The sequence below is a fragment of the Bacteriovorax stolpii genome, assembly GCF_002872415.1.
Taxonomy (GTDB): Bacteria; Bdellovibrionota; Bacteriovoracia; order Bacteriovoracales; family Bacteriovoracaceae; genus Bacteriovorax; species Bacteriovorax stolpii.
Window position 1 is genome coordinate 437381 of sequence record NZ_CP025704.1, and the last position, 20258, is coordinate 457638.

The 20258-nt window shown below is 40.8% G+C and carries 20 protein-coding genes; 8 read left to right on the forward strand and 12 right to left on the reverse strand.

Annotated elements, in window-relative coordinates:
• Positions 1-2: 2 nt before the first annotated feature.
• From C0V70_RS02045 to C0V70_RS02060, 4 genes are read right to left on the reverse strand one after another with little or no spacing between them, the layout of a single operon-like run.
• Positions 3-434 (reverse strand): hypothetical protein, encoded by a 432-nt coding sequence (locus tag C0V70_RS02045; RefSeq protein ID WP_133566680.1) that lies wholly within the window; start codon positions 432-434, stop codon positions 3-5.
• Between the two features lie 34 nt (positions 435-468).
• Complete coding sequence (locus tag C0V70_RS02050; RefSeq protein WP_208107775.1) at positions 469-1629, reverse strand: MFS transporter; 1161 nt, start codon at positions 1627-1629, stop codon at positions 469-471.
• 3 nt (positions 1630-1632) lie between these two features.
• Positions 1633-2988: a sensor histidine kinase gene (locus tag C0V70_RS02055; protein WP_102242202.1), complete on the reverse strand. Its 1356-nt coding sequence runs from the start codon at positions 2986-2988 to the stop codon at positions 1633-1635.
• A gap of 20 nt (positions 2989-3008) precedes the next feature.
• Positions 3009-4862 carry a phospholipase D-like domain-containing protein gene (locus C0V70_RS02060; protein ID WP_133566681.1) on the reverse strand — a complete coding sequence of 618 codons (1854 nt, stop codon included), beginning with the start codon at positions 4860-4862 and terminating at the stop codon, positions 3009-3011.
• Between the two features lie 95 nt (positions 4863-4957).
• Between C0V70_RS02060 and C0V70_RS02065 the strand changes: the two genes are divergently transcribed.
• The gene (locus tag C0V70_RS02065) at positions 4958-6640 is read left to right on the forward strand and encodes an FAD-dependent oxidoreductase (protein ID WP_102242204.1); all 1683 of its coding nucleotides are present in this window, start codon (positions 4958-4960) and stop codon (positions 6638-6640) included.
• Here the strand turns inward: C0V70_RS02065 and C0V70_RS02070 are convergent.
• Together C0V70_RS02070 and C0V70_RS02075 are read right to left on the reverse strand one after the other, a co-directional pair.
• The gene (locus C0V70_RS02070) at positions 6637-8775 is read right to left on the reverse strand and encodes a heavy metal translocating P-type ATPase (protein ID WP_102242205.1); all 2139 of its coding nucleotides are present in this window, start codon (positions 8773-8775) and stop codon (positions 6637-6639) included. The genes C0V70_RS02065 and C0V70_RS02070 overlap by 4 nt on opposite strands.
• A complete protein-coding gene (locus C0V70_RS02075) occupies positions 8762-8992 on the reverse strand; it encodes a heavy-metal-associated domain-containing protein (RefSeq protein ID WP_102242206.1) in 231 nt (76 codons plus the stop codon). Before C0V70_RS02075 ends, C0V70_RS02070 begins: the two co-directional genes overlap by 14 nt.
• Before the next feature lie 56 nt (positions 8993-9048).
• Here C0V70_RS02075 and C0V70_RS02080 point away from each other — a divergent pair, with 56 nt between their 5' ends.
• The gene (locus tag C0V70_RS02080) at positions 9049-9429 is read left to right on the forward strand and encodes a hypothetical protein (protein WP_102242207.1); all 381 of its coding nucleotides are present in this window, start codon (positions 9049-9051) and stop codon (positions 9427-9429) included.
• Here C0V70_RS02080 and C0V70_RS02085 read toward each other — a convergent pair whose 3' ends face one another.
• The 5 genes from C0V70_RS02085 to rplU all read right to left on the reverse strand — a co-directional run bounded on the left by C0V70_RS02085 (position 9430) and on the right by rplU (position 12168).
• Positions 9430-9885 carry a 23S rRNA (pseudouridine(1915)-N(3))-methyltransferase RlmH gene (locus C0V70_RS02085; RefSeq protein WP_102242208.1) on the reverse strand — a complete coding sequence of 152 codons (456 nt, stop codon included), beginning with the start codon at positions 9883-9885 and terminating at the stop codon, positions 9430-9432. It lies immediately after the preceding gene.
• 12 nt (positions 9886-9897) lie between these two features.
• Positions 9898-10368, reverse strand: a complete 471-nt coding sequence (rsfS, locus tag C0V70_RS02090; RefSeq protein ID WP_102242209.1) for a ribosome silencing factor — start codon at positions 10366-10368, stop codon at positions 9898-9900.
• A 2-nt stretch (positions 10369-10370) separates the two neighbouring features.
• Positions 10371-11435 (reverse strand): GTPase ObgE, encoded by a 1065-nt coding sequence (gene obgE / locus C0V70_RS02095; RefSeq protein ID WP_102242210.1) that lies wholly within the window; start codon positions 11433-11435, stop codon positions 10371-10373.
• Between the two features lie 84 nt (positions 11436-11519).
• Positions 11520-11774 carry a 50S ribosomal protein L27 gene (gene rpmA / locus C0V70_RS02100; RefSeq protein ID WP_102242211.1) on the reverse strand — a complete coding sequence of 85 codons (255 nt, stop codon included), beginning with the start codon at positions 11772-11774 and terminating at the stop codon, positions 11520-11522.
• Between the two features lie 28 nt (positions 11775-11802).
• Positions 11803-12168 carry a 50S ribosomal protein L21 gene (rplU, locus tag C0V70_RS02105; protein WP_102242212.1) on the reverse strand — a complete coding sequence of 122 codons (366 nt, stop codon included), beginning with the start codon at positions 12166-12168 and terminating at the stop codon, positions 11803-11805.
• 207 nt (positions 12169-12375) lie between these two features.
• Between rplU and C0V70_RS02110 the strand changes: the two genes are divergently transcribed.
• Together C0V70_RS02110 and lgt are read left to right on the forward strand one after the other, a co-directional pair.
• Positions 12376-13188, forward strand: a complete 813-nt coding sequence (locus C0V70_RS02110) for a hypothetical protein (protein WP_102242213.1) — start codon at positions 12376-12378, stop codon at positions 13186-13188.
• A gap of 50 nt (positions 13189-13238) precedes the next feature.
• On the forward strand, positions 13239-14033 hold the full coding sequence (gene lgt / locus C0V70_RS02115) for a prolipoprotein diacylglyceryl transferase (RefSeq protein ID WP_102242214.1): 795 nt from the start codon (positions 13239-13241) through the stop codon (positions 14031-14033).
• Here the strand turns inward: lgt and C0V70_RS02120 are convergent.
• Positions 14023-14562 (reverse strand): hypothetical protein, encoded by a 540-nt coding sequence (locus C0V70_RS02120; protein WP_102242215.1) that lies wholly within the window; start codon positions 14560-14562, stop codon positions 14023-14025. The two genes, lgt and C0V70_RS02120, sit on opposite strands and share 11 nt — an antisense overlap.
• A 150-nt stretch (positions 14563-14712) precedes the next feature.
• Between C0V70_RS02120 and C0V70_RS02125 the strand changes: the two genes are divergently transcribed.
• The 4 genes from C0V70_RS02125 to C0V70_RS02140 all read left to right on the forward strand — a co-directional run bounded on the left by C0V70_RS02125 (position 14713) and on the right by C0V70_RS02140 (position 20204).
• Positions 14713-16290, forward strand: a complete 1578-nt coding sequence (locus tag C0V70_RS02125; RefSeq protein WP_102242216.1) for a lytic transglycosylase domain-containing protein — start codon at positions 14713-14715, stop codon at positions 16288-16290.
• Positions 16291-16429: 139 nt separating this feature from the next.
• Entirely contained in the window at positions 16430-17569 is a 1140-nt protein-coding gene (locus C0V70_RS02130; protein ID WP_102242217.1) for a hypothetical protein, read from the forward strand.
• A 103-nt stretch (positions 17570-17672) separates the two neighbouring features.
• The gene (locus C0V70_RS02135; RefSeq protein ID WP_102242218.1) at positions 17673-18743 is read left to right on the forward strand and encodes a PopA family porin-like outer membrane protein; all 1071 of its coding nucleotides are present in this window, start codon (positions 17673-17675) and stop codon (positions 18741-18743) included.
• 90 nt (positions 18744-18833) lie between these two features.
• Positions 18834-20204, forward strand: coding sequence for a PopA family porin-like outer membrane protein (locus tag C0V70_RS02140; protein WP_102242219.1), 1371 nt, complete (start codon positions 18834-18836; stop codon positions 20202-20204).
• Positions 20205-20258: the final 54 nt, after the last annotated feature.

Sequence of the window (20258 nt, forward strand, 5' to 3'; positions counted from 1 at the left end):
CATCATTCCTTCCATTTCCCCAATACCTGCATAGGCGTAATCGTTTCAGGGGCAAAAGCTTTCGTGTGGTCAATTTCTACTTTTAGAATCTCGTAGTGAGTGATTCTCTCATCTAAATGAGAAAAGAAAGTAGGCTTAGCTAAAGATCTCTCTCTGGCCTTTTCCCAATTAACAGCTTTCCAAATGAGTTCGTTGCGATTGCCGGTACGAAGTTCGCGCGGGCAAAGAGTCAGGTAACAAACGTGTTCACCGATATTGTCTTTGAAGGTTACGCGAATTGTTGTTGCTTGAGTCGTCGGAAGGCTAAAAGAGAAGATGCTCCAATTAAATAATGGGTAAGCATCATTGACTCCAGACCATGGGAGAATGAATTGAGTAATGAGAATGGCTACAGTGGCCATAACCATTAATGAATGTTTCATTAAAAACTTCATAGAATAATGATAGAGCAGAATCAAAAAATAGTCTTTAGTGATTTTGCGCATTTCTTTTGAAAAAGAAATGATAGGTGTTCACCAGAACGAATGAAACCGTAAGAAAGAAGGCTTCAGAGTACATGGCATGGTGAATTCCGTACTCATCACTGAGTTTTCCCACCGTCACATGCATAATTGCCAGCATCATAGAGTCTGTTGCCATCATATAAGACACGGCGGTGTCCAGGTCATGAGGAAACTCTGAAGAAATCATGGCGATGGCCAGGGGGTAAAAAGGAGCAATACTCATTCCAGCTACGGTTAAAAAGAGGGGATGAACAAAAAGACCAAGAGAAATGCACATGGCCGTTATTAATAAGCAGGCCGAGAGCTGAAAAGGGATAGAGCGATTAAACTTTACACCGGTAAAAAGCAAGCGTCCTAGAAGAAGAGCAACAAAGAAATATGTAACATAGAGACTCGACATCTCCAGGTCGTAATTCCATACACGTCTCATATACAGAGCGAGGCGTGAAGACATCATGACTTCAGCGGCAACAGCAAAACTCACCATGAACGCCAAAAAGATTTGTGGCCTGAAATTTTTTTGCCTGTTTGCCTTATGTTCTTCTGCCGTCAGTTTGGGTTTTTCGTGATGTGGATGATGGCTTTTGTGAAGAGAATAAAAATAAAGAATTAGTGGAGTCATCGAGGTTAGGGCGAAAGTGATTCTCCAGTTTTTGGTGAAAAATCCAACGGCTGCAACGAGCATCGGCGCCAGCAAGCTGGCAATACCATACATCGCATGCAGACCAGATAACAGCTGTTGCTTTTTTTCAGTTGAAGCTCCTAAAGGAACTAGTACATTGGGAATGAGTCCAAGAATTCCAGAGCACATCCCGAAGATCACACTCAATGCCAGAAAGATTTGAAAGCTTGGCGCAAGCGCCATACCTAAAAGAGCAAAAGTTAAACCTAGGCATCCGACCTGCAAAATAGATTTTCTATCATAACGTCTTAGAAGATGTCTGGTTAAGTGACTGGCAAAAAAACCTGAAATTGAACTGAGGGCAAACATCAATGATCCCATTGAGTCGCTGACATTGAAGTCTTTTAGGATTTCAGGAAAGAGAGGACCGCGAATATTGTCACTAATTCCAAAAACAAAAAGGCTGGCATAGGAAATCAGAATAAGGGGCCAGATAATTTTCATAAATTAAGCAGTCACTGTTGGCAGTCTAAGTTTGAAGCATACTTTACCTTGATACACTTCATAACTCAAATACCCGCCATTATTTCCCGCGAGGGTTTGTGAGATACTTAATCCAAGGCCGGTTCCTTTTCCCAGTGACTTGGTAGAGAAAAAAGGCTCAAAGATTTTTGTTTCGATTTCAGAATCAATAAGAGGTCCGCTGTTAATAACTCTGATGTCAACCGCTTGATTGGCCTTGTCTTCAATCACCAAAACGTCCAGGTTATGGCTTTGGCTGTCGTTTTTCAAAAGAGCATCGAGGGCATTGCTTAAAAGGTTAATAATAATCTGTGAGATCTGTTGAGGGTTACATCTGATTGTTGGGTCAGTTGAATTCTCATAACGAAATGTAACACTTTCATTTTTTAAACGCTCTTCAAAAAGTCCCAGAGATAATTCCAGTGCTTTACTGACTTTTAATTCTTCGTGTTCGATCTGATCATGCTTACTTGAAATCGTTTTCATTCCTTTTACGATCTTAGCGATACGTTGGCTGGCAGCATGGATCTTGCCGAGCTTTTCACGAGTTTGGTCATCAATTTTCAATTGGTCATGAACCATGATGGATTTAGTGATTCCCTGAATAATTGTCAGAGGATTGTTGATTTCGTGGGCCACTCCTCCGGCCATTTCTCCGAGAGAAGAAAGACGAGAAGCATGGAAGGTCTTGATACTTTCTACTTCCAGCGTTTTTTTACTAAGAGCAATTGCTTCAAGTGATTCTTTTAAATCGTATTCAGATATAAAACGCATTTTTAGTTCGCTTTGAACAACATTGGCCTGTCTAAAAATATAGAGGATGTTAACAGCAGTGTAGGCTAGAAGCCAAAGGCTGCCACCGTCTCCGCTGCGATGATAGAAAGCATAAAAAACTTGAGGGCATAAGATAGAAAAGTTAAAAATCATTAAAACTGGCCAGCGGTGAGAGAGTGTTAGGAGAGAGCCGGCACTAAAACTAATAAGAATAATAAATGTGATGATGATCTGCACGCTGACAGTATCAAATGAAAGAATAGAAAAAATGCCAACGGCAGACCACAGAAGTCCATTGAAAATAGCACTGAAACTGGCAATCTTAACGGCATCCTGAAGAGGAACTTTCTTATTGATATAGCGATTGGCATTGTAGAGTCTAAGAATAGAGAGGATGACGATTCCAACGAGTAAGATAATGATATAAACTTGGTATTTATCATGCTCTCTGTGCAAGAAAAAATAGAGTAGGGCTCCGAGGAGAAAAGCGATAGAAGAATTTTGGGCCTTCACGACGTAGTCGTTGCTCAACTGATCTTCAATGTATTGCTTTTTCTCTTGGTACATCGAAATTAGTTGCCCCGTTTTTAGATAATAGGAACTAAGTTTAATGCATAAATGATTTTAGTCACAAAGGCTTGTAAAATCGTCATAATCCTATTGTTAGGATGCCTGCGTATTTCTTCCCATTCAGCACTTCCCCATAGTGTAGAGTTTTTCTCCAAATCATCAATGTATTTTACCAACTTCTGCAAGTTCTTAGAGTTCTTAGGGAGGTTTTCAATGGTTGTTCCAACTTCTGAATTCAAGTGCCTCGAAATTGGGTCTAAATTAGAGGTTGAGACGGTAACAACCTTATTGTCGGTAATGACTAGTTTTGCATGGAGAAATCCATACCGCTTATTGCCCCCCAGGATTTCATCATCAATTCTTCCATAAGAGTAGATCTCAAATTGTTTTTCATAGGGAGTGCCCTTGATGCGTTTAATAATTGTCTCTTGAAAAGTCGCATCCACCATTGACTGGGCAATAATATTATCTGTGGTTGTTATCGAGTTAGAAAAGATTCGCACTTTTCGATGTGGATGCTTCTTTGCCCAATCAATGAGAAATTCAATCTCCTCATCGGGGATCCAGAAATAAGGCGAGACGATATCAACCGTATCTTCAGCTTTGGCGATTTCCGCATGAAGTTTAGCCACTAGAGAGTTTCCATTTTTCTTATTGTGAGCTCCTTGCGGTGCCAGAAAAATTTTAGTGCGGCTGAGGTTTTGGATTTCATTAATGATCGAAATTAATCCGTCTTCAAAATCCGTTTCAAGAAATTTATCTTCTTCCATTTGTTTGAGTTGTTCATGTAAGGGACCATCTTCATCAAAAAGATTTTTTGCACTAACGCGCATTTCTTTGAATTCTTTTTTCACTTGAGCACGATTGGTTTTGAAAAGGAAATTTTCAAAGTTTTTGTTGGCGAGATAATAATAAATTTTATTATAGTGGTCTTCCAGGGAGTTTTGAATATTTCCGTTTTCATCTTTTGTCGCAAGACCTTTGATAAGAATTTCCGCATCCAAAATTGGATTTTCTTCACCTGAATTGACTGAGTAGTACCTGTCGGCGATGTTTCTTCCACCTATGATGGCCATTGAATCCGTTTCAGAGTGAGCGTCGATCAGAAGTATTTTGTCATGACTTCTGCGGTTAATGGTAAATGTGGCAAGAGGGATTTTTTCATTGTCGCTGACAAATAAATTATGAATCGTTTTTGCCCAGTTAGCGATATGGGCGCGTATGTTAAAAACGGGATTAAAAAGCATAGCTTCAGCGTGAGCGTATTCACCAGTCGGATTGCCATATTCATCAAGAATAGCTCTTCCGCTTAAGGCGATGAGGGCTTTGATGTCATCGTAAAATGGAGCTTTGGCGATTGATCCTGAGGAGTCAACGAGAATGCGTACTTTTACACCGCGTTTTATGGCCAGTCTTAATTCGTGTAAAATGGCCTTACCTGTATCATCGTCTTTAAAGATGTAATAACTCAAGTCGATGGTTTTTTTAGCATTCCTAATCATCATGATTTTTGCCAGATAACCTTCACGAGCATCTAGTAAAAGTTTTGTCTTTCCATTGACTGGCACGTCTTTGCCAATTTGGAAGTCGCGAATAGATTCAGTAATCTTGATATATTTTTCTTTGAGACTTTTTCTCTTGTTAATAATCCGAGTGAGAGGAACATCGACAAGAGGCTCAGGAAGAATCGGGGCTTCTTTAGGCGAGATGTCTAAAGCAGTATTTTTTTGAATGAGTGTGGACATTAAGTCTGCACAGCTGTTTTCGCCGGCAGGTTCACGCGTACTGAGCTCTAGCTGGTGCGAACTGCATGAAGCAATCAACATCCATGTGATGAGAAACAGAATGTGCCTATTTACTAAACTTATCACGCTTATTTATCGTCATTTTTATAGGAATTCTTGACAGAAATACACGGGAAGTGTTTTATACCTCAAACAAATTTCTTGGTAAGGAAATAACCCATATGTCATTGAATTTAAATGAGTCTCAAAGCAATCCTCGTCGCCATTTCTTAAAACTCTCTGCTTTTACGGCCATGGCCTTCGCTATGCCCAAAAAATCTGAAGCTGTTCTCAAAAAACTACTTCCCAAGAGTCTTATGCAAATGTCGCCTATTCAGGTGTTAAGCGCTGATCAGTTTGCGAGTCTTGATTTCAATGGCGACAATATTAATAGACCTCACGATATTTTATGGAACCTTGATGGTTACATTAAAAAGAAAGGAGGGATTCCTCTTCCGACTGAAAAAAGAAAAGTTGTTATTGTTGGTGGTGGGATGTCTGGCCTGGTTGCCGGATGGAGTCTTCGCGATTTAAATCCTCTTATCTTGGAACAAGACCCAAATTTTGGAGGAAACTCTAAAGGTGAGACATACGGCGATGCCACTTATTCGATTGGTGCCGCTTATGTCACGATTCCTGATGAAGGTTCAGACATTGAAAAGTTTTTTAAAGAATTAGGTTTAATGGATGAATTAAAACATGAGACATCAGAAGAGACCAGGTTCACTTATAAGAAAAACCTGATGGGGGATTTCTGGAAAGGTGTAACTGATCCAAAAAATGCACAAGACTTTATTAAGGTCGAAGCAGAGTTAAGAAGAATTTATGATGAAGCTTATCCAGATATCCCTTGGACAACTGACAGTGCTATTTCAAAAGAAGAGTATTTATACTTAGACACGATCACATTTGAGAAATGGTTGGAAATCAAATTTGGAAAAGTTCACCCGCACATCATGGAGTACTTCCAGCTTTATTGTTGGTCGTCTTTTAATGGTTCGATTGAAGAGTTATCAGCTCTTCAGGTTCTAAATTTTGTTGCTTCTGAAGTGGATGGCATTCTAACTCTTCCAGGTGGTAACGCCGCGATCACACAAAGAATGTTTGAAAAATTAGAAGAGGGGACAACTGCCAATTCTCTTCGTGCTCAGGCCTTTGTTTTAAAGGTTGATAAAAAATCTAATGGCTCAGTCTGGATCACTTATGAAGATGGTCTGGGAGTTATTAAGACAGTTGAAGCTGAAGCCTGTATTGTAGCTTCTCCAAAGTTTGTGGCTAAATTAATCGTTCCTGGTTTACCTGAATCTCAAATCAAATTGATGGATGATTTAAATTTCCGTGGTTACCTGGTGGCAAATGCTATTTTCAAGAAACCATTTAAATCCGCTGGTTTTGATGTCTATTGTTTTGAAGGCGAGATGCCGGAAGCCCCAATGGCCATGAAGCAATCAAAGCGTGCTTTTAGTGATGTTTGTTTCGGGACATGGGCCCAGGATGATAAAACTCAAAATGGCGTCATGACTGTTTACAAATCACTTCCATTCGATGGAGCGCGACAGTTCCTATTTAATCCGGCAGCTCACGATAAACATAAAGGTTTAATCTCAGAGGAGTTAAAAAACTTCTCTAAGACAGTCGGCGTAAACTGGAATGACTTAAAAGGGATGCGCATGACTCGTTGGGGACACTCAATTCCTGTGGCCGATAAAGGTCTGATCGAAAGTGGTTACCTTGAAAAGATGTGTAAGCCATTTGGTGGAAAGATCTTCTTTGCTAACCAGGACAACTGGGCCAACCCGGCGTTTGAATGTTCATTTGCAGCAGCGACTGAAGCCGCTGCTGAAGTTAGAAAGATTGTAGGTTAGAGTTTTTTCACTCTGAACGAGTTGATAATCACCGAAAAACTAGAAAGCCCCATGGCCAGACTCGCCCACATTGGAGTGAGAGACATCTTTGTCCACGGATAAAACACACCTGCCGCGAGTGGGATGCAGAGAATGTTATAAAGCGAAGAGAGCAGTAAATTCTCTTTAATGATTCTCATTGTACGTTTTGAGCGGGCGAAAAAATCCCCAACTAAAAGAATCTTCCCATCGAGTAAAGACACTTCAGAAGCTTCCAGGGCCACGTCAGAGCCATTGCTCATTGCAATTGAAAGATCGGCCTTCGCTAATGCTGGAGCATCGTTAATTCCGTCTCCAATCATCGCCACTTTGTGACCTTTTGTTTGTAGCTCAGAGACAAAGTCAGCTTTCCCTACAGGCTTAACTCCTGCGCGGATAAATTCAGGAGTAATTCCCAATTCACTTCCGATTTTATAAGCAACACCCTGGTGATCGCCTGTTAACATCCAGACATTAATGCCTAATGAATGAAGGTTAGAAATAAGAGTGCGCGCTTCATTTTTAATTGGATCAGTGATGACAAAAGCTGCAGCCAGTTTTTGATCAATAGAAAGAAAAACATAACTTCCTACGTGGGCCTTATAAAAGCTTTCAGGAATTGCACCTTCAACACCTTCTTGTTTTAAAAGATCAGCATTTCCCAGAGCGAGTTTCTTGCTGTTTAATTCCGCTACAATACCAAGTCCTGTTAAACTTTTAAACTTATCAGGATCAGCAAGCTTAACATCTTTTTTAACAGCAGCGTGTGCCACTGATTGTGAAAGTGGGTGAGTTGAATACTGAAGTGAAGAGGCGGCCATTTTTAGTAGCGCTTCTTCTGTGTAGGCCGTATCGAAGACTACAATTTCTGTTAATTCTGGACGACCTTCTGTGAGTGTTCCCGTTTTATCAAAAACAATCGTATCAATATGAGACCCTTTCTCAACGATGTCTCCACCACTAATTAAAAGTCCATTTTTGGCCGCTTCACTGGTTGAAAGCATAATGGCCATTGGGACAGCTAGCCCAAGCGCGCAAGGGCAGGCGATAACTAAAACAGCAATCATATGAGTTAAAGAGAATCCTAAATCCTTCGTCATCAAGTACCACACGACAAAAGTCAAAGCGGCAATCAGAAGAATAATTGGAACGAAGATCTTAACGATCTTGTCAGCATATTGCTGAATAGGAGCTTTTTTAAGCTGAGCTTTTTCAACGAAGTGAACGATTTCAGAAATAAAAGTACTGTGAAGTGTCGCTGTGATTTTAATAGTCACAGACCCTTCAAGGTTCATACTTCCGGCAAAAACTTTTGAACCAACTGATTTAGCAATCGCCTGTGATTCACCAGTAAGCATAGATTCATCAGCGTGAGTTTCACCAACAATGATCTCGCCATCAAGAGGAAACTTCTCTCCTGGGCGAAGGCGAATTACGTCACCAACTTTTAAATCAACTACTGGCGTGTTGATTTCTTTTCCATCAACAACCAGGGAAGCAAACTTAATTTGCATTTTATACAGTGAGCTTAAGTTGTTTCTCGCTTTTGTTTTGGCCAGCCCATCTAAGTAGTGACCGACAAGAGAAAAGGCGATAATAAAAGCTCCACCTTCAAAATAAGGGTGAGCGTGAGGTGAGGCAAAAATAAGATAGATACTGTAGAGGTATGAGCTTAAAACACCCAAACCAATCAACGTGTTCATATTGGAATGAAAACCAATGACAGCCTTGACGTAAGGCCAGCCAAATCCAAAAAGCAGAATCGTCGTTAAGATTGCTTGAATGGTGTTGTTGGGAACAACCATGGCAAAAAACATCGTGATAGAAGCAAGTACAATCGCAATAGCGGCTTTGATAAAGTCGCTGTTAAAAATCGTATCGTTATTTTGTTCGCTTTTTGCGTTTGGATCAATCGCACGGTAACCTAGCTTCTTTAAAAGAGCATGGAAAGTTTCAAGATCAAAACCTTCACCCGTTTTAAACTCAGCAGACTCTGTAGCGAAGTTAACTTCAGCAGACTCGACGCCTTTTAAAAGTCTTGTTTCTTTTTCGATGATGCCTGAGCAAGCAGCACAGGTCATACCTTCGATTTTAAATTTTAAATTATTCGAGCTCAACTGATTCCACCTGGAAGCCCGCTTTCGCAATGCTATCTTTTAGTGTGGCAATTGAAGTTTCTTCAGAGTTGTACTTAATGTTGACCTTTCCAGTTGGCACATCAACGTTTAGATCGTGCTCAATATTGAGACCAGCTACGCTGTTTTTAATTTTATTCGCGCATCCACCACAGTGCATACCATTAACTTTGAAATTTACTGATTTATTGACTGTCACATATTCTCCTTAGTGTCGTATACTGAGTACAGCTAGTTTAACAAAAGGAATACGCTATGAAACTTGCATTTGTGACATTATTAATGACTCTCTCAGCAGGGGTCTTTGCTCATGGCATGAATAAACCGGGACCTAACGGTGGTTATGTAAGAATGCCTGGGGCCTATCACGTAGAGTTAGTATCGAGCGGAGCTGAAACCAAGGTTTATCTACTGGATATTAATTTCAAGAAAATAGATATGGCAAAGTCACAGGTTTCAATGTCACTAAAGGGAGCTAAAGACTTCCCGGTAAAGTGTACTAAAGAAGCTGAGTTCTTTAGATGCGATATCAAAGATAATGAACTTAAAATGTATAAAGAGCTGACGATTACATCAAGTAAAGCAGGTGAAGCCGGAGTCGCTTCAACTTATAAAATTCCATTAAGCTTTGAATAGTTACTTGTTATAAGGATGGCCCGCTACGATCGTTTGAGCGCGGTAAATCTGTTCGACGAAAAGTAGCCTTGCCAATTTATGCGGGTAAGTGAGTTCAGAAAGAGACAGCTTAAAATGGGCCCTTTTAATGACTGCTTCCCCGTGACCTGAAGCTCCCCCGATTACAAAGACCATGCTCTGCCTTTCATAAACTCCCGATAGCCATTTAGAAAAATCCACACTCGTAAACTGTTTGCCTTTTTCCATCAAGAGGACGATGTAGGGATTTTCGTTTTTAGCGATATCATCAATTTTAGACATGACTTCGCGGGCCTCTTTAACGAGGTCTTCTGAATGGGCCTTAACTTCATGGATGAAGAGTTTAGGAGCTGTGATTCTCTTGAAGTAATCGCGTTCAAGTTCTTCAATATTTTTATCGTTTAGTTTTCCGACAACAATAAGGTGAAGATCTTTCATGAACTAAAAAAACTAGAAGTAGTTGCGTCCGTCGTCGCTTCCACCTTTTCTCTCACTTTCAGGAGTAGAGAAGTAGTACGACTCAGGGATATCAACAGCGATTGCGTTTTTGTATAAGTGTTCAAGATCGTAAACAGTTCTTGATGGCTCATGGAAAACGTGAACGATGAAATCGCCGTAATCTAGAAGGATCCAGTCTGTATTTGTTTTAAGTCCTTCACGAGAAAGAGCTTCGAAACCATTTTGTCTCATTTGGTGAGAAATTTCTTCGGCCATCGCTCCTGCCTGAGTAGGGTTAGATGCTGAACCGATGACAAAAAAGTCCGCGATCCCAGAAACTTTGCGAAGATCTAAAACCTTAAGGTTTAGACCTTTGAAGTTTCCCATAATCCAAGCTGATGCCATCGCTGCATTTAATGGAGCTTCGAAGTGTTTGTCTTCGATAATAGCAGCAACTTCTTTTGAAATGTAATCACGATTCATTTTTATTCCTCATCAATCGCATGGATACCGTCTAGGTTTTTCCCACGCTTTTCTTTCTCTGTTGCTTTGGCCATGTCGATACACTTGATCATCAACGCTTTTAGCTGGTCAATGTTGCGTCCAGAAACCCCAGAGATTGGTAATACTTTTTTATCCAGTTGTTCTTCAAAGAAGTCCTGGAATTTTTTAATTTCTTCTTCAGTCATCGCATCGATCTTAGTCAGACATACGATCTCGCGCTTTAGAGCTAGGTCTTCACTGTATTTTTCAAGCTCAGTGCGCACAGTTACATATTGCTCAAAGGCTTCGTATTCATCAAGACACCATGAAACATCCACCAGGTGAACCAGTGCTGATGTTCTTTCGATGTGCTTTAAGAATTTTGTCCCTAGACCTTTTCCGATGCTGGCATCTTCAATGAGTCCCGGGATATCTGCGACAACAAATGATCTCTCGCCTAGAGTGACAACTCCAAGGTTTGGTTCAAGTGTTGTAAAAGGGTAGTCTGCAATTTTTGGTCTTGCGGCAGAGATCGACGAAATAAGCGTCGACTTACCAGCATTCGGAAGTCCTACAAGAGCAAGGTCAGCAAGAAGCTTAAGCTCAAGATCAAGGACTAACTCAACTCCAGGAAGACCTGGTTGAGCAATACGTGGGGCCTGGTTAACAGATGATTTAAAATTAATATTTCCGCGCCCACCGTTACCACCTTCAGCGATAACAACTTCTTCACCATGTTTCTTTAAATCGGCGATAACTGCGCCTGTATCAGCATTTCTTACGATTGTTCCAACTGGAACGCGAAGGACTTGGTCAACTCCATCAGCACCGTTTAACTGTCTTCCGGCACCAGGTTCACCATCTTCAGCCTTAAAGACTTTCTTTCCACGGAAATCAATCAGTGTATTGATTCCTTCATCTGCAATAAAGATAACTGAGCCTCCGCGGCCTCCGTCTCCACCATCTGGTCCACCAAATGGAATCGACTTTTCTCTTCGAAAAGTAACGGCCCCAGGGCCTCCGTGGCCTGAAATTGCAGTAATTCGTACTTCGTCTATAAAACGCATTTTGTCCTATTGGGAAACCACAAAAAAAAAAGGGAATCCAGTGGATTCCCTTTATAACACTTTTTGCTATGAATCTAGAAAAAACTAAGCTGGAACTACAGAAACTAACTTTTTATCTTTAGTGTAGTAAGAGAACTTAACTTTTCCTGGGATTAGAGCGTAGATTGTAAAATCACGGCCCATACCTACTCCAGTACCTGGAAATAGTTTTGTCCCTTTTTGTCTTACGATGATGTTACCTGGGATAACGTTTTCTCCACCGTATTTTTTTGTTCCACGCATTTTTGGGTTTGAATCCCTACCGTTAGCTGTGGACCCGGCGGCTTTTTTGTGTGCCATTGTATAACTCCTAAAAAATCTTAATTAATTATTTTAAATATTTTGTAGCATTCTTAGATGCTTTATCGATCTTAGCAACATTTCCGTTTCCGTCGTTGATCTCAGTGATCAGAAGGGCTGTGAAGTGTTGTCTGTGACCGTTCTTTCTTTTGTATCCACCTGGTTTTCTCTTGAAAACGATTAGTTTTCTTGAACGATCGTGCATAATTACTTTTGCTGTAATTTTAGCACCACCGATTGTTGGAGCACCAACAAGAGGCTTATCTCCACCAATGAAAAGAACTTGATCAAGTTCAATTAGTGAACCAGCGTCTTTTGCTAGTTTCTCAACGTCAATTAGATCACCTGCTTGAACTTTGTACTGGTGACCACCAATTTCTGCTACTGCGTACATGAAAACTCCTAAAACTATAAATAGTAAAATCCAGGGGTTTATAGCTGATTTTTTTGATCAGGCATAAAACTTGTTGGCCCTAATTTTAACCACTATTTATGAACCTTGGATTTTTATGCAAATACCGCCTTAATGTCAAGGGAATACTCGTCCGATAAAGGGATAAGTTTCCGAGGGAAAACCCCCGGAGTCGACGAGGATGTTGCCATGAGTAAAAAAACCATTTACCAATACCAAAAAGATTTAGGGTTGCCCGTTTATATCGCCGTAGATCCGCAAGGCTTTGAATCCGGGTTAAATGACTTCCTGCTTTTGATGAAATTTACCAAGCTCCAGGAGAAAGAAGAAGCGGCGGCCCTGGAAATCATGAAGAAAAATAACGCATCGAGATGTTTAAATATCACCGAGGCCACTCCGGCTGTTGCGCGTCAAATCCATTCAACCATGGAAAGCGACCGTTACGGGTTAGAAAGTGTGATCCCGAAACCAGGCTACCAAGTTTACCGCTACAAAGATGAAGGACTGATGGTTTATTCATTTGGGGTGAAATCGTGGGAGTTTGGAGCTTTTCACGATTTTGGTTCAAGTAAGGACTCGGCAAAGCGCTTGGCCCATAAAACAATCATACACCGCTTTTTGAGCTGGGCACTGGTTCACCACGGAATTCTTGGTCTGTGGGGAGTGACAGTAGATGATGGGATGGTCTTGCAGAGATCTGTTGAATCAAAAGGGGAGGCAGTGTTTGTCGACGTCGTCGGAAACCGCATTCTTTCTCTGGATGGAATTAAAAAACTAGGGCCGAAATTTAAAGTGCTAAGACTCGATCCAACTCTTCACGGAAGAAACATCCGCATGACTAATGAAGAGCTGTTGAGTTTTATCTCAGCACATTGTTCATACCTGGATTATACCGGGCTTTCAGTTCCGGTGAGACAGATGATTCAAACGCTGGCGAAAATGACAGTGGGATTGATTCATCCGGAAGAGAGCTTCAGGCCGAGAACTGATTTGTCATTATAGTCAGTCTTCGTTATCCTTCTTAAAAATCAATTTTTAAAAAGAGATAATATATGGGCTCTCATTACGTTCACAATCTTGATCCAGTCATTTTAGATCTAGGAAGTTTGCAGATCCGTTGGTATGGATTGATGTATGTTGTCGGTTTTATCATCGCCGGCGTTCTGTTAAAAAAATTAGTCAAAGACAATTTCTTTAAAGTTGAAGAAGCAAAAATTGATTCACTGATTACCACGATGATCGTGTGTATGTTTATCGGTGCTCGCTTTGCTTACGTCTTCATTTATAACTGGGATTATTACGCTGATCACATGATGGAGCTTTTAGCAGTCTGGAAGGGCGGATTGAGCTTCCATGGAGCGCTAGCAGGTCTATGTGTTGGTGGGTATATCTTCGGAAGACAAAATAAGCTTACATGGTTTGAGGTTATGGACAGTATCGCACTGGCCGGAGCTCAAGGGTTATTCTTTGGAAGAATGGGGAACTTTATCAACGGAGAGTTGTATGGACGTCCGACAACTTCGTGGGTAGGGATCATCTTTCCAAATGGTGGAGGATTAGCCCCGAGACACCCATCGCAGCTTTATGAAGCAGTTCTGGAAGGGATCGTGCTTTCAATCATTCTTTGGATGATGAAATCCAAAGTAAAAGTATACGGGATGATCTCTGCGGCCTTTATCGCTGTCTATGGAATTTTCCGTTTTATTGTTGAATTCTACCGCGAACCAGATACCCAACTTGGATATTATTTTGGTTTTTTAACTATGGGTCAGATTCTTTGTTTCTTAATGATTATCGTAGGTGTGGGTGTAGGCATTTACGCGAAGAAAAGAAACGTTACCATTTAGGCAAAGCTTCATTTAATTTCTGATAGAGTGGTGTGACGGTTTTATCTGTGCTCACCACTTCCACGAACATTGGGAAACAAGTTATAGAACACGAACCGTGATAGATGACGTTATTGCCATCGCGGTTCATCCATACATAAAGGGAACTCATGTCCTTGTTGACGTATTTATCCTGTTTCTTATAGCGCTTTTGTAAATCTGCCAAAACCTGGTCGTGGGAAAAGTGCTGGGGAAGGCGCACGTACATATCGGTGATCTTGTCGTCCTTAACCTGAGCGTAGATGTCGAGTATGTAGGATTTTTTGTTAACCTTGAATCGCCAGATTTTGATGTTACCGTTGTCTTCAAAAATATCAGACTTGATTGCTTTGTCTTTTCTAGCTTCTTCAATCCCTTTACCCGGGAAAAATGATTCAATAACCGCCAGATTAAAATCGTAGTTTGGAGATTTTATTTCGGCCTTCGCTATGATCGAAATCCCTGCTAAAAACAGCATAAGCGAAAGATATTTTGTAAACTGGTTGTACATTCGACTATTTTAAGCGGAGCTTTATTTTCGCACTAGCCGGGAAAAAACTTTTTTTTTGGGGGAATTAAGGTTACACTTTTATTTGTATCTGTGCTCGATTCAACAGGAGCGTTGGATCACCTATTGTGACTTCATCAGGATGATAAATTTATGAAAAAAGACCGACTGATTCAATCTGCCTCTTCTAAATTATCTCTTCTTGCGGCCGCTCTTATCTTTACATCATGTGCATCTACGACTCAAACACCGAAAGCAACGACTTCTCATGTAGTCACAAAAGATGGCTTTGCCTCTGAAAGTGTGCGCGAAGCTTACCTGCGTTTGAAGAAAACGGATTACACTGAGCAAGATAAGAAAATCGACGAAGAAGAAAGTGCGAAGATTGCTAAAGCTCAATCAAAGTCAATGATCACTGGAGCTTCAACTCTGGATGGTCTTGGAAACTATAAGGGGAAAACTTATTATCTTGAAGGTGCAGAGGAGCTGAACCTTGAAAATAATTACTTTGATATCCCAGTTGTTTACAACGATCAGGTAAAGAAATGGATGGATTACTTCCTAAACAGAGGACGTCCTTTCTTTGAACGTTATACTGAAAGAGCGGGAAGATATGCGCCGATTCTGGGAGCTATCCTTGAAGAGCACGGCTTGCCCCGCGATCTTATTTTCTTAGCAATGGCCGAAAGTGGATTCAACAACGTAGCAAAATCTTGGGCGGCAGCTGTTGGTCCGTGGCAGTTCATGCCTTACACTGGAAGACTTTATGGTCTTGAACAAGATTGGTACCGCGACGAACGCCGCGACCCGATCAAGGCAACTGTTGCAGCGGCAAGATACCTAACAAAGCTTTACGATGATTTCGGACAATGGGAAGTTGCAGCTGCAGCTTACAACGCCGGAGAAGGGAAGCTTGGACGTGCGATTAAAAAGTACAAGTCTGAAGACTTCTGGCACTTAACGAAAGGAAAGTACCTAAAAGCTGAAACGAAAAACTACGTTCCAAAAATTATGGCCCTTGCGATCATCGGAAAAAACCTGAAGTCATTCGGATTTGATGATGTTGAATTCCATGAGCCACTGGATTTTGATGAAGTGACAGTTCCTGCGGCGACAGACTTAGTAAAACTCTCTGAGCTAATGGGAGTTGATTTCGAAGAAATGCAACGCCTGAACCCGGAAGTTCTTCGTTGGTTCACTCCCCCAAACATTGCAGAGTACCGTTTAAGACTTCCACCAAACACAGCTGAGAAATTCGCAGAATGTTGTGCAAAGGCAAACCTGGTTGCGACAAACTTCCAGCAGTATGTCGTAGGTGGGAAGAAGAGCATGACTCTTGCTCAGATTTCAAAGAAATTTAAAATTAGAAAAGATTATGTAATTGCGAGTCTGAACAATGTTTCAGAAGGCGCTCGTTTCCAGCCAGGAGATGTGGTTAAGCTTCCATTCAGAGATGGAGAGTTGGTAAGCCCGTCGAATAACCTTTATGCTGACTTATTTGAAAAACCTCGTCGTGAAGTTTTGAAAAAGAACAGCCGTGCTTACAGAGCAAAGAGGTACGCAGCTAGAAAAAAGCCTATGCGCTATTACACCGTAAAAAAGGGAGAAACACTGTTCACCGTAGCACAAAAACACGGAATATCAGTGAAGCGGTTAATAGCGTCGAACGGAGACGTCCTTAGCAAAAAATCGAAAAAAGTTAATGCAGGCGTAAAATTAGTTATCAAGTAATCTAAATAAAATTTTTCTCTTATAAAAATGGCCCCTCTGGGGCCATTTTTCGTTTTAAAACCCCTTCCCAGTCTTATTTTCTTTGAAGTACACTTTGTTTTTAAAATAATTCCCGAGTGCCCTTCTCAAGGAAATATCTATGGCCTTTAAAGATCTTCATAAACTTAAGAAAATTGCGGTTGTTGAAAAAGAAAGCATCACAACTCCATACCTCGTGGTTGGAAAAGATATCTTCGCTCTTTCTTTATACAACGATCTAAAAAAAGCCCATGGAGATGACAAGGTACGCCTGCTTTCTCAGGATGCTGTTTTGCGTTCAGATCTTCTGCCAAAGGGACCAAGTACAATCCGAGGAGAAGTGAATAAGAAATTCTTCAACGAAACATTCCCGGATATCGCCCGTACTGAAACGACGGAGAATGCTCTCTTCTATAAAGATATGACGTGGAAGAGTTTTGGTGGAAGAAGTAAGTCTGAAGCTCTGAAGTACGATGAAGAGTTCTATACTGGCGGACAAATCACTCCGGACTATGAACAAATCTTTAAAAACATCCCTCATTCTGATGAGTATCTGGAAGGGATTAATAAGGAAGCTTACCAGGTAAAAATCAAGTCTATTAAAAGGGAAAACGCAGGATTCATCGTTGAATGTATCAATGGAACTGAATTTCACTGCGAGTTCCTTTATTTTGGGCTTTCTCCTTATCATTATATGGAGTTTTATTCTGAAAAGAGCGAGTTTTCTGACAGATTTATGGAGTTCTGTGAAACCACTAAGACTTCTTCGGCCCTCTTTGTGAAGTTTGTCTTCGATAAAACACCACTTTCAGACATGAGAGAGACACTTTTTATCCCTCTAAGTTATACCCATGATTGGGGGCATTTTGTGGGAGAGTTTAGGGCCTCTAAAGATGGGCAGGAAATCGAATTCATGCACTTCATGGAAGACCATTTGATGTCGGAAGAAGACGTTTCAAGAATAATTCGTCTCTTAAAGAAGAATATGGAGAAGATTTTTGATAATTTTTTAAAAATTAAAAGCCATGAATACATCGCATTGGAGCAAGAAATTGGGTGTCTTAAAATTGACGACGAGCTTTTTGCAAAAAGTTTAGAGGCCGGCAAAAACGAAATGAAAAATCTCTTTTTCATTGGTATCAATGCTCCGGTCACTACCGAGCAGTGTGCTAATTATACATTCGAATATTCCAAAAAAGATCTAAATGGGGTGATGCGTGCCCTTGTCATTCAGTCTAACCATACGAAAAAATTTGACTAGGGTATGTTGACAAAAGAATCGACTGCTCACAACATTTAATGAAAGACGTGATTTATTAGGACAAGTATTAACATACTTAGTTTAACTTCAAGGAGAAGATTGAATGAAAAAGAGCGCATTAGTAATTGCAGGTCTTGCACTACTATCTACAAACGCATTTGCATCTAAGGCTAGATTAGCTGCTTTAGGCGGAAACGATGGAGCTGCAAACCTTTACGTTTCAGACAAAGCTAACGTTTTCAGAAACGCAGCTACAATCAACACACACAAAAACTTCGTAGTAACTGAATGGGGTGACAACGTTAATGCTGATTCATCTACTGCTCCAAGAGCTGAAGGTGGATTCTTTAAAGACGCTGGGTCTCTAGCTTACGGTCTATACCTAGGAAACGATGGTGAGAACGATACAACTAGAACAACTAACTATATGGCTCAAGACAACGCTCTTGATCTATTCTTAGGTGGTGACGCTGGTATGCAATGGGGAGCTCGTCTTCACTATGCATCTGGAAAAGACGATACAGGAACTGTTAAGAAGAAAAACTCTGCTTACGGTGTAGGTCTTGGTATGGTAATGGGAGCTGCTGAAGGGTACGCTAACATTGACATCTCTGACAAGTCAGAAGGTGGAGCTGCTGCTGGTGACGAGTGGAACCAAAAGCCATCTTTCACAATCGGTGGATCATATGACTGGTCTGGATACACTTTCTTCGGTGAATTCTCTAACGGAAAAGTAGAAGAAAAAGTAGGAACAACTACAACTTCAACAAAAAATACAGACATCAGAGTTGGTGCTGGACGTATTTGGGAAATCAACCCAACTGCTAGAGTTCTAGCTGACGCTTCTTTTGTTTACACACAAGAAAAAACAACTACTAAAGACAAGTTCATGGGTCTACCTGTAACTTTCGGATTCGAAGCTGACGCAACTTCATGGTTAACTCTTCGCGGATCAGTAGGACAATACGTTCTTCTAAACAACAGAAAGAACGGAACTGTTAAGTCATCTCAAGCTAACTCAACTACTGTAAATGGTGGTGCTACTCTTAACTTCGGAAAACTTGCTGTTGACGGTCTAGTTGGAACAACTGACGGAACAGGAGCTAACGGGAAGAAAGGTGTTCTTTCAACATCTAACCTTCTTACAAGAGTTGGTGTTACTTATAACTTCTAATTCTTAACTGAATTCAATGGGCCCACTACGGTGGGCCTTTTTTTTAAGTATTTTTAAACTAGACGAATTTGCTTAAAGGGGAATCCTGCAATGAAAAAATCTTTATTAATCGTAAGTGCTCTATCACTTATTTCGACATCGGCTATGGCCTCTCAAGCTAGACTTCTAGCTTTAGGTATGAACGAAACTGACAACGAAGGTATGTACCACGTTTCAGACGCTCGTAATATGTTCTTAAACCCAGCTTACATTAACCTTTACTCTAACCACGCTGTATTTGAGTGGGGAGACACTGGTCTAAACGCAAGAGCTGGAGCTACAACATCTGTAGCAACTCTTAACAACAACACTTCAAGCCCAAAAGCTCAAGGTGGGGTTTTTAAGACATACGGTGATTTCGTTTACGGTCTATACTTCGGAAACGAGTCAAACACTTCATCTCTTTTAAGAGTTGCTGGTACTTCTGCAGCTTCAGCAATGAACGCATACACAGGGGCTGCTACTTCACCTCAATCAAAAATGCTTCAGACAGCTGATAACCAAGTTGATTTATTCTTCGGTGGTGGAAGCGATCTTAAGTGGGCCGTTAACCCAACTGTAGCTTTCGGAAAAGATGATGCAAGAAAAGCAAAAGATTCAGCGATCGCTCTACGTGGTGGTGTGATTGGTTCTGGATGGGATGCTCACTTAAACGTATCTCTGGCGAGTAAAGCAGAAGCAACAGATACTATTGCAGCAGCTGCTCTTGGTATTGCTTCAACTGCTGTTACTCAAGAGTTCGAAGGAAAACTTGGTCTTCAAGTTGGTGGTTCATACGTATTCTCAGGAAACAACAGAGCTTTCGGATACGTTAAACACTATGGATGGGAGCAGAAGGATAGCTTTGGTTACAATGCTACTCAACAAGCAAACATTGGTGGACAACAAGGAACTGTAAAAGGTGACTTTACTTCTTACTACCTTGGATGGGGATCTCACACAGATGTAAACACAACTGATAAACTTTTCTACTCTTTTGCAGCTAAGAAAACAGATATCAACTTGAAGTTTTCAAACAAAGGTGAAATCCGTCACATCGCTCTTCCATTAACAATTGGATACGAAGCTCAAGCAACAGATTGGCTAGTTCTTCGCGGATCAGTAGTTCAAAACATTTGGGGTCAACAAGACAACAAAAACGTGGATAACTATGCTGCAGGCGGAACTCGTTTAAATAAAGTTGCAAGTAACCTAATTTCTAAAATCTACGGTGGATCAGGAAAGAAATCTCTTGCTAACTCTACTCAGGTAAACGCTGGTGCAACTCTATCATTTGGACAAATTTCAGTTGATGGTCTAATCAGTGCAACTAACGGAACTGGAGCTCAGACAAAATCTGCAACAGATTCTAATGCACCAAAGGTTGGTATCCTTTCACTTGAAAACCTAGAAACAAGTGTTGCTGTTACTTATAAGTTCTAATTCTGAATTAAATGAATTGATTCATAATAAAAAAGCCGGGTTAACGCCCGGCTT

Coding starts and splice junctions, on each gene's coding strand:
- obgE (WP_102242210.1), bottom strand. CDS start 11,435: ATGCGTTTTATAGACGAAGTACGAATTACTGCAATTTCAGGCCACGGA.
- C0V70_RS02080 (WP_102242207.1), top strand. CDS start 9,049: ATGAAACTTGCATTTGTGACATTATTAATGACTCTCTCAGCAGGGGTC.
- C0V70_RS02130 (WP_102242217.1), top strand. CDS start 16,430: ATGGCCTTTAAAGATCTTCATAAACTTAAGAAAATTGCGGTTGTTGAA.
- C0V70_RS02120 (WP_102242215.1), bottom strand. CDS start 14,562: ATGTACAACCAGTTTACAAAATATCTTTCGCTTATGCTGTTTTTAGCA.
- lgt (WP_102242214.1), top strand. CDS start 13,239: ATGGGCTCTCATTACGTTCACAATCTTGATCCAGTCATTTTAGATCTA.
- C0V70_RS02045 (WP_133566680.1), bottom strand. CDS start 434: ATGAAGTTTTTAATGAAACATTCATTAATGGTTATGGCCACTGTAGCC.
- C0V70_RS02065 (WP_102242204.1), top strand. CDS start 4,958: ATGTCATTGAATTTAAATGAGTCTCAAAGCAATCCTCGTCGCCATTTC.
- rplU (WP_102242212.1), bottom strand. CDS start 12,168: ATGTACGCAGTAGCAGAAATTGGTGGTCACCAGTACAAAGTTCAAGCA.
- C0V70_RS02110 (WP_102242213.1), top strand. CDS start 12,376: ATGAGTAAAAAAACCATTTACCAATACCAAAAAGATTTAGGGTTGCCC.
- C0V70_RS02140 (WP_102242219.1), top strand. CDS start 18,834: ATGAAAAAATCTTTATTAATCGTAAGTGCTCTATCACTTATTTCGACA.
- rpmA (WP_102242211.1), bottom strand. CDS start 11,774: ATGGCACACAAAAAAGCCGCCGGGTCCACAGCTAACGGTAGGGATTCA.
- C0V70_RS02125 (WP_102242216.1), top strand. CDS start 14,713: ATGAAAAAAGACCGACTGATTCAATCTGCCTCTTCTAAATTATCTCTT.
- rsfS (WP_102242209.1), bottom strand. CDS start 10,368: ATGAATCGTGATTACATTTCAAAAGAAGTTGCTGCTATTATCGAAGAC.
- C0V70_RS02135 (WP_102242218.1), top strand. CDS start 17,673: ATGAAAAAGAGCGCATTAGTAATTGCAGGTCTTGCACTACTATCTACA.
- C0V70_RS02055 (WP_102242202.1), bottom strand. CDS start 2,988: ATGTACCAAGAGAAAAAGCAATACATTGAAGATCAGTTGAGCAACGAC.
- C0V70_RS02085 (WP_102242208.1), bottom strand. CDS start 9,885: ATGAAAGATCTTCACCTTATTGTTGTCGGAAAACTAAACGATAAAAAT.
- C0V70_RS02050 (WP_208107775.1), bottom strand. CDS start 1,629: ATGAAAATTATCTGGCCCCTTATTCTGATTTCCTATGCCAGCCTTTTT.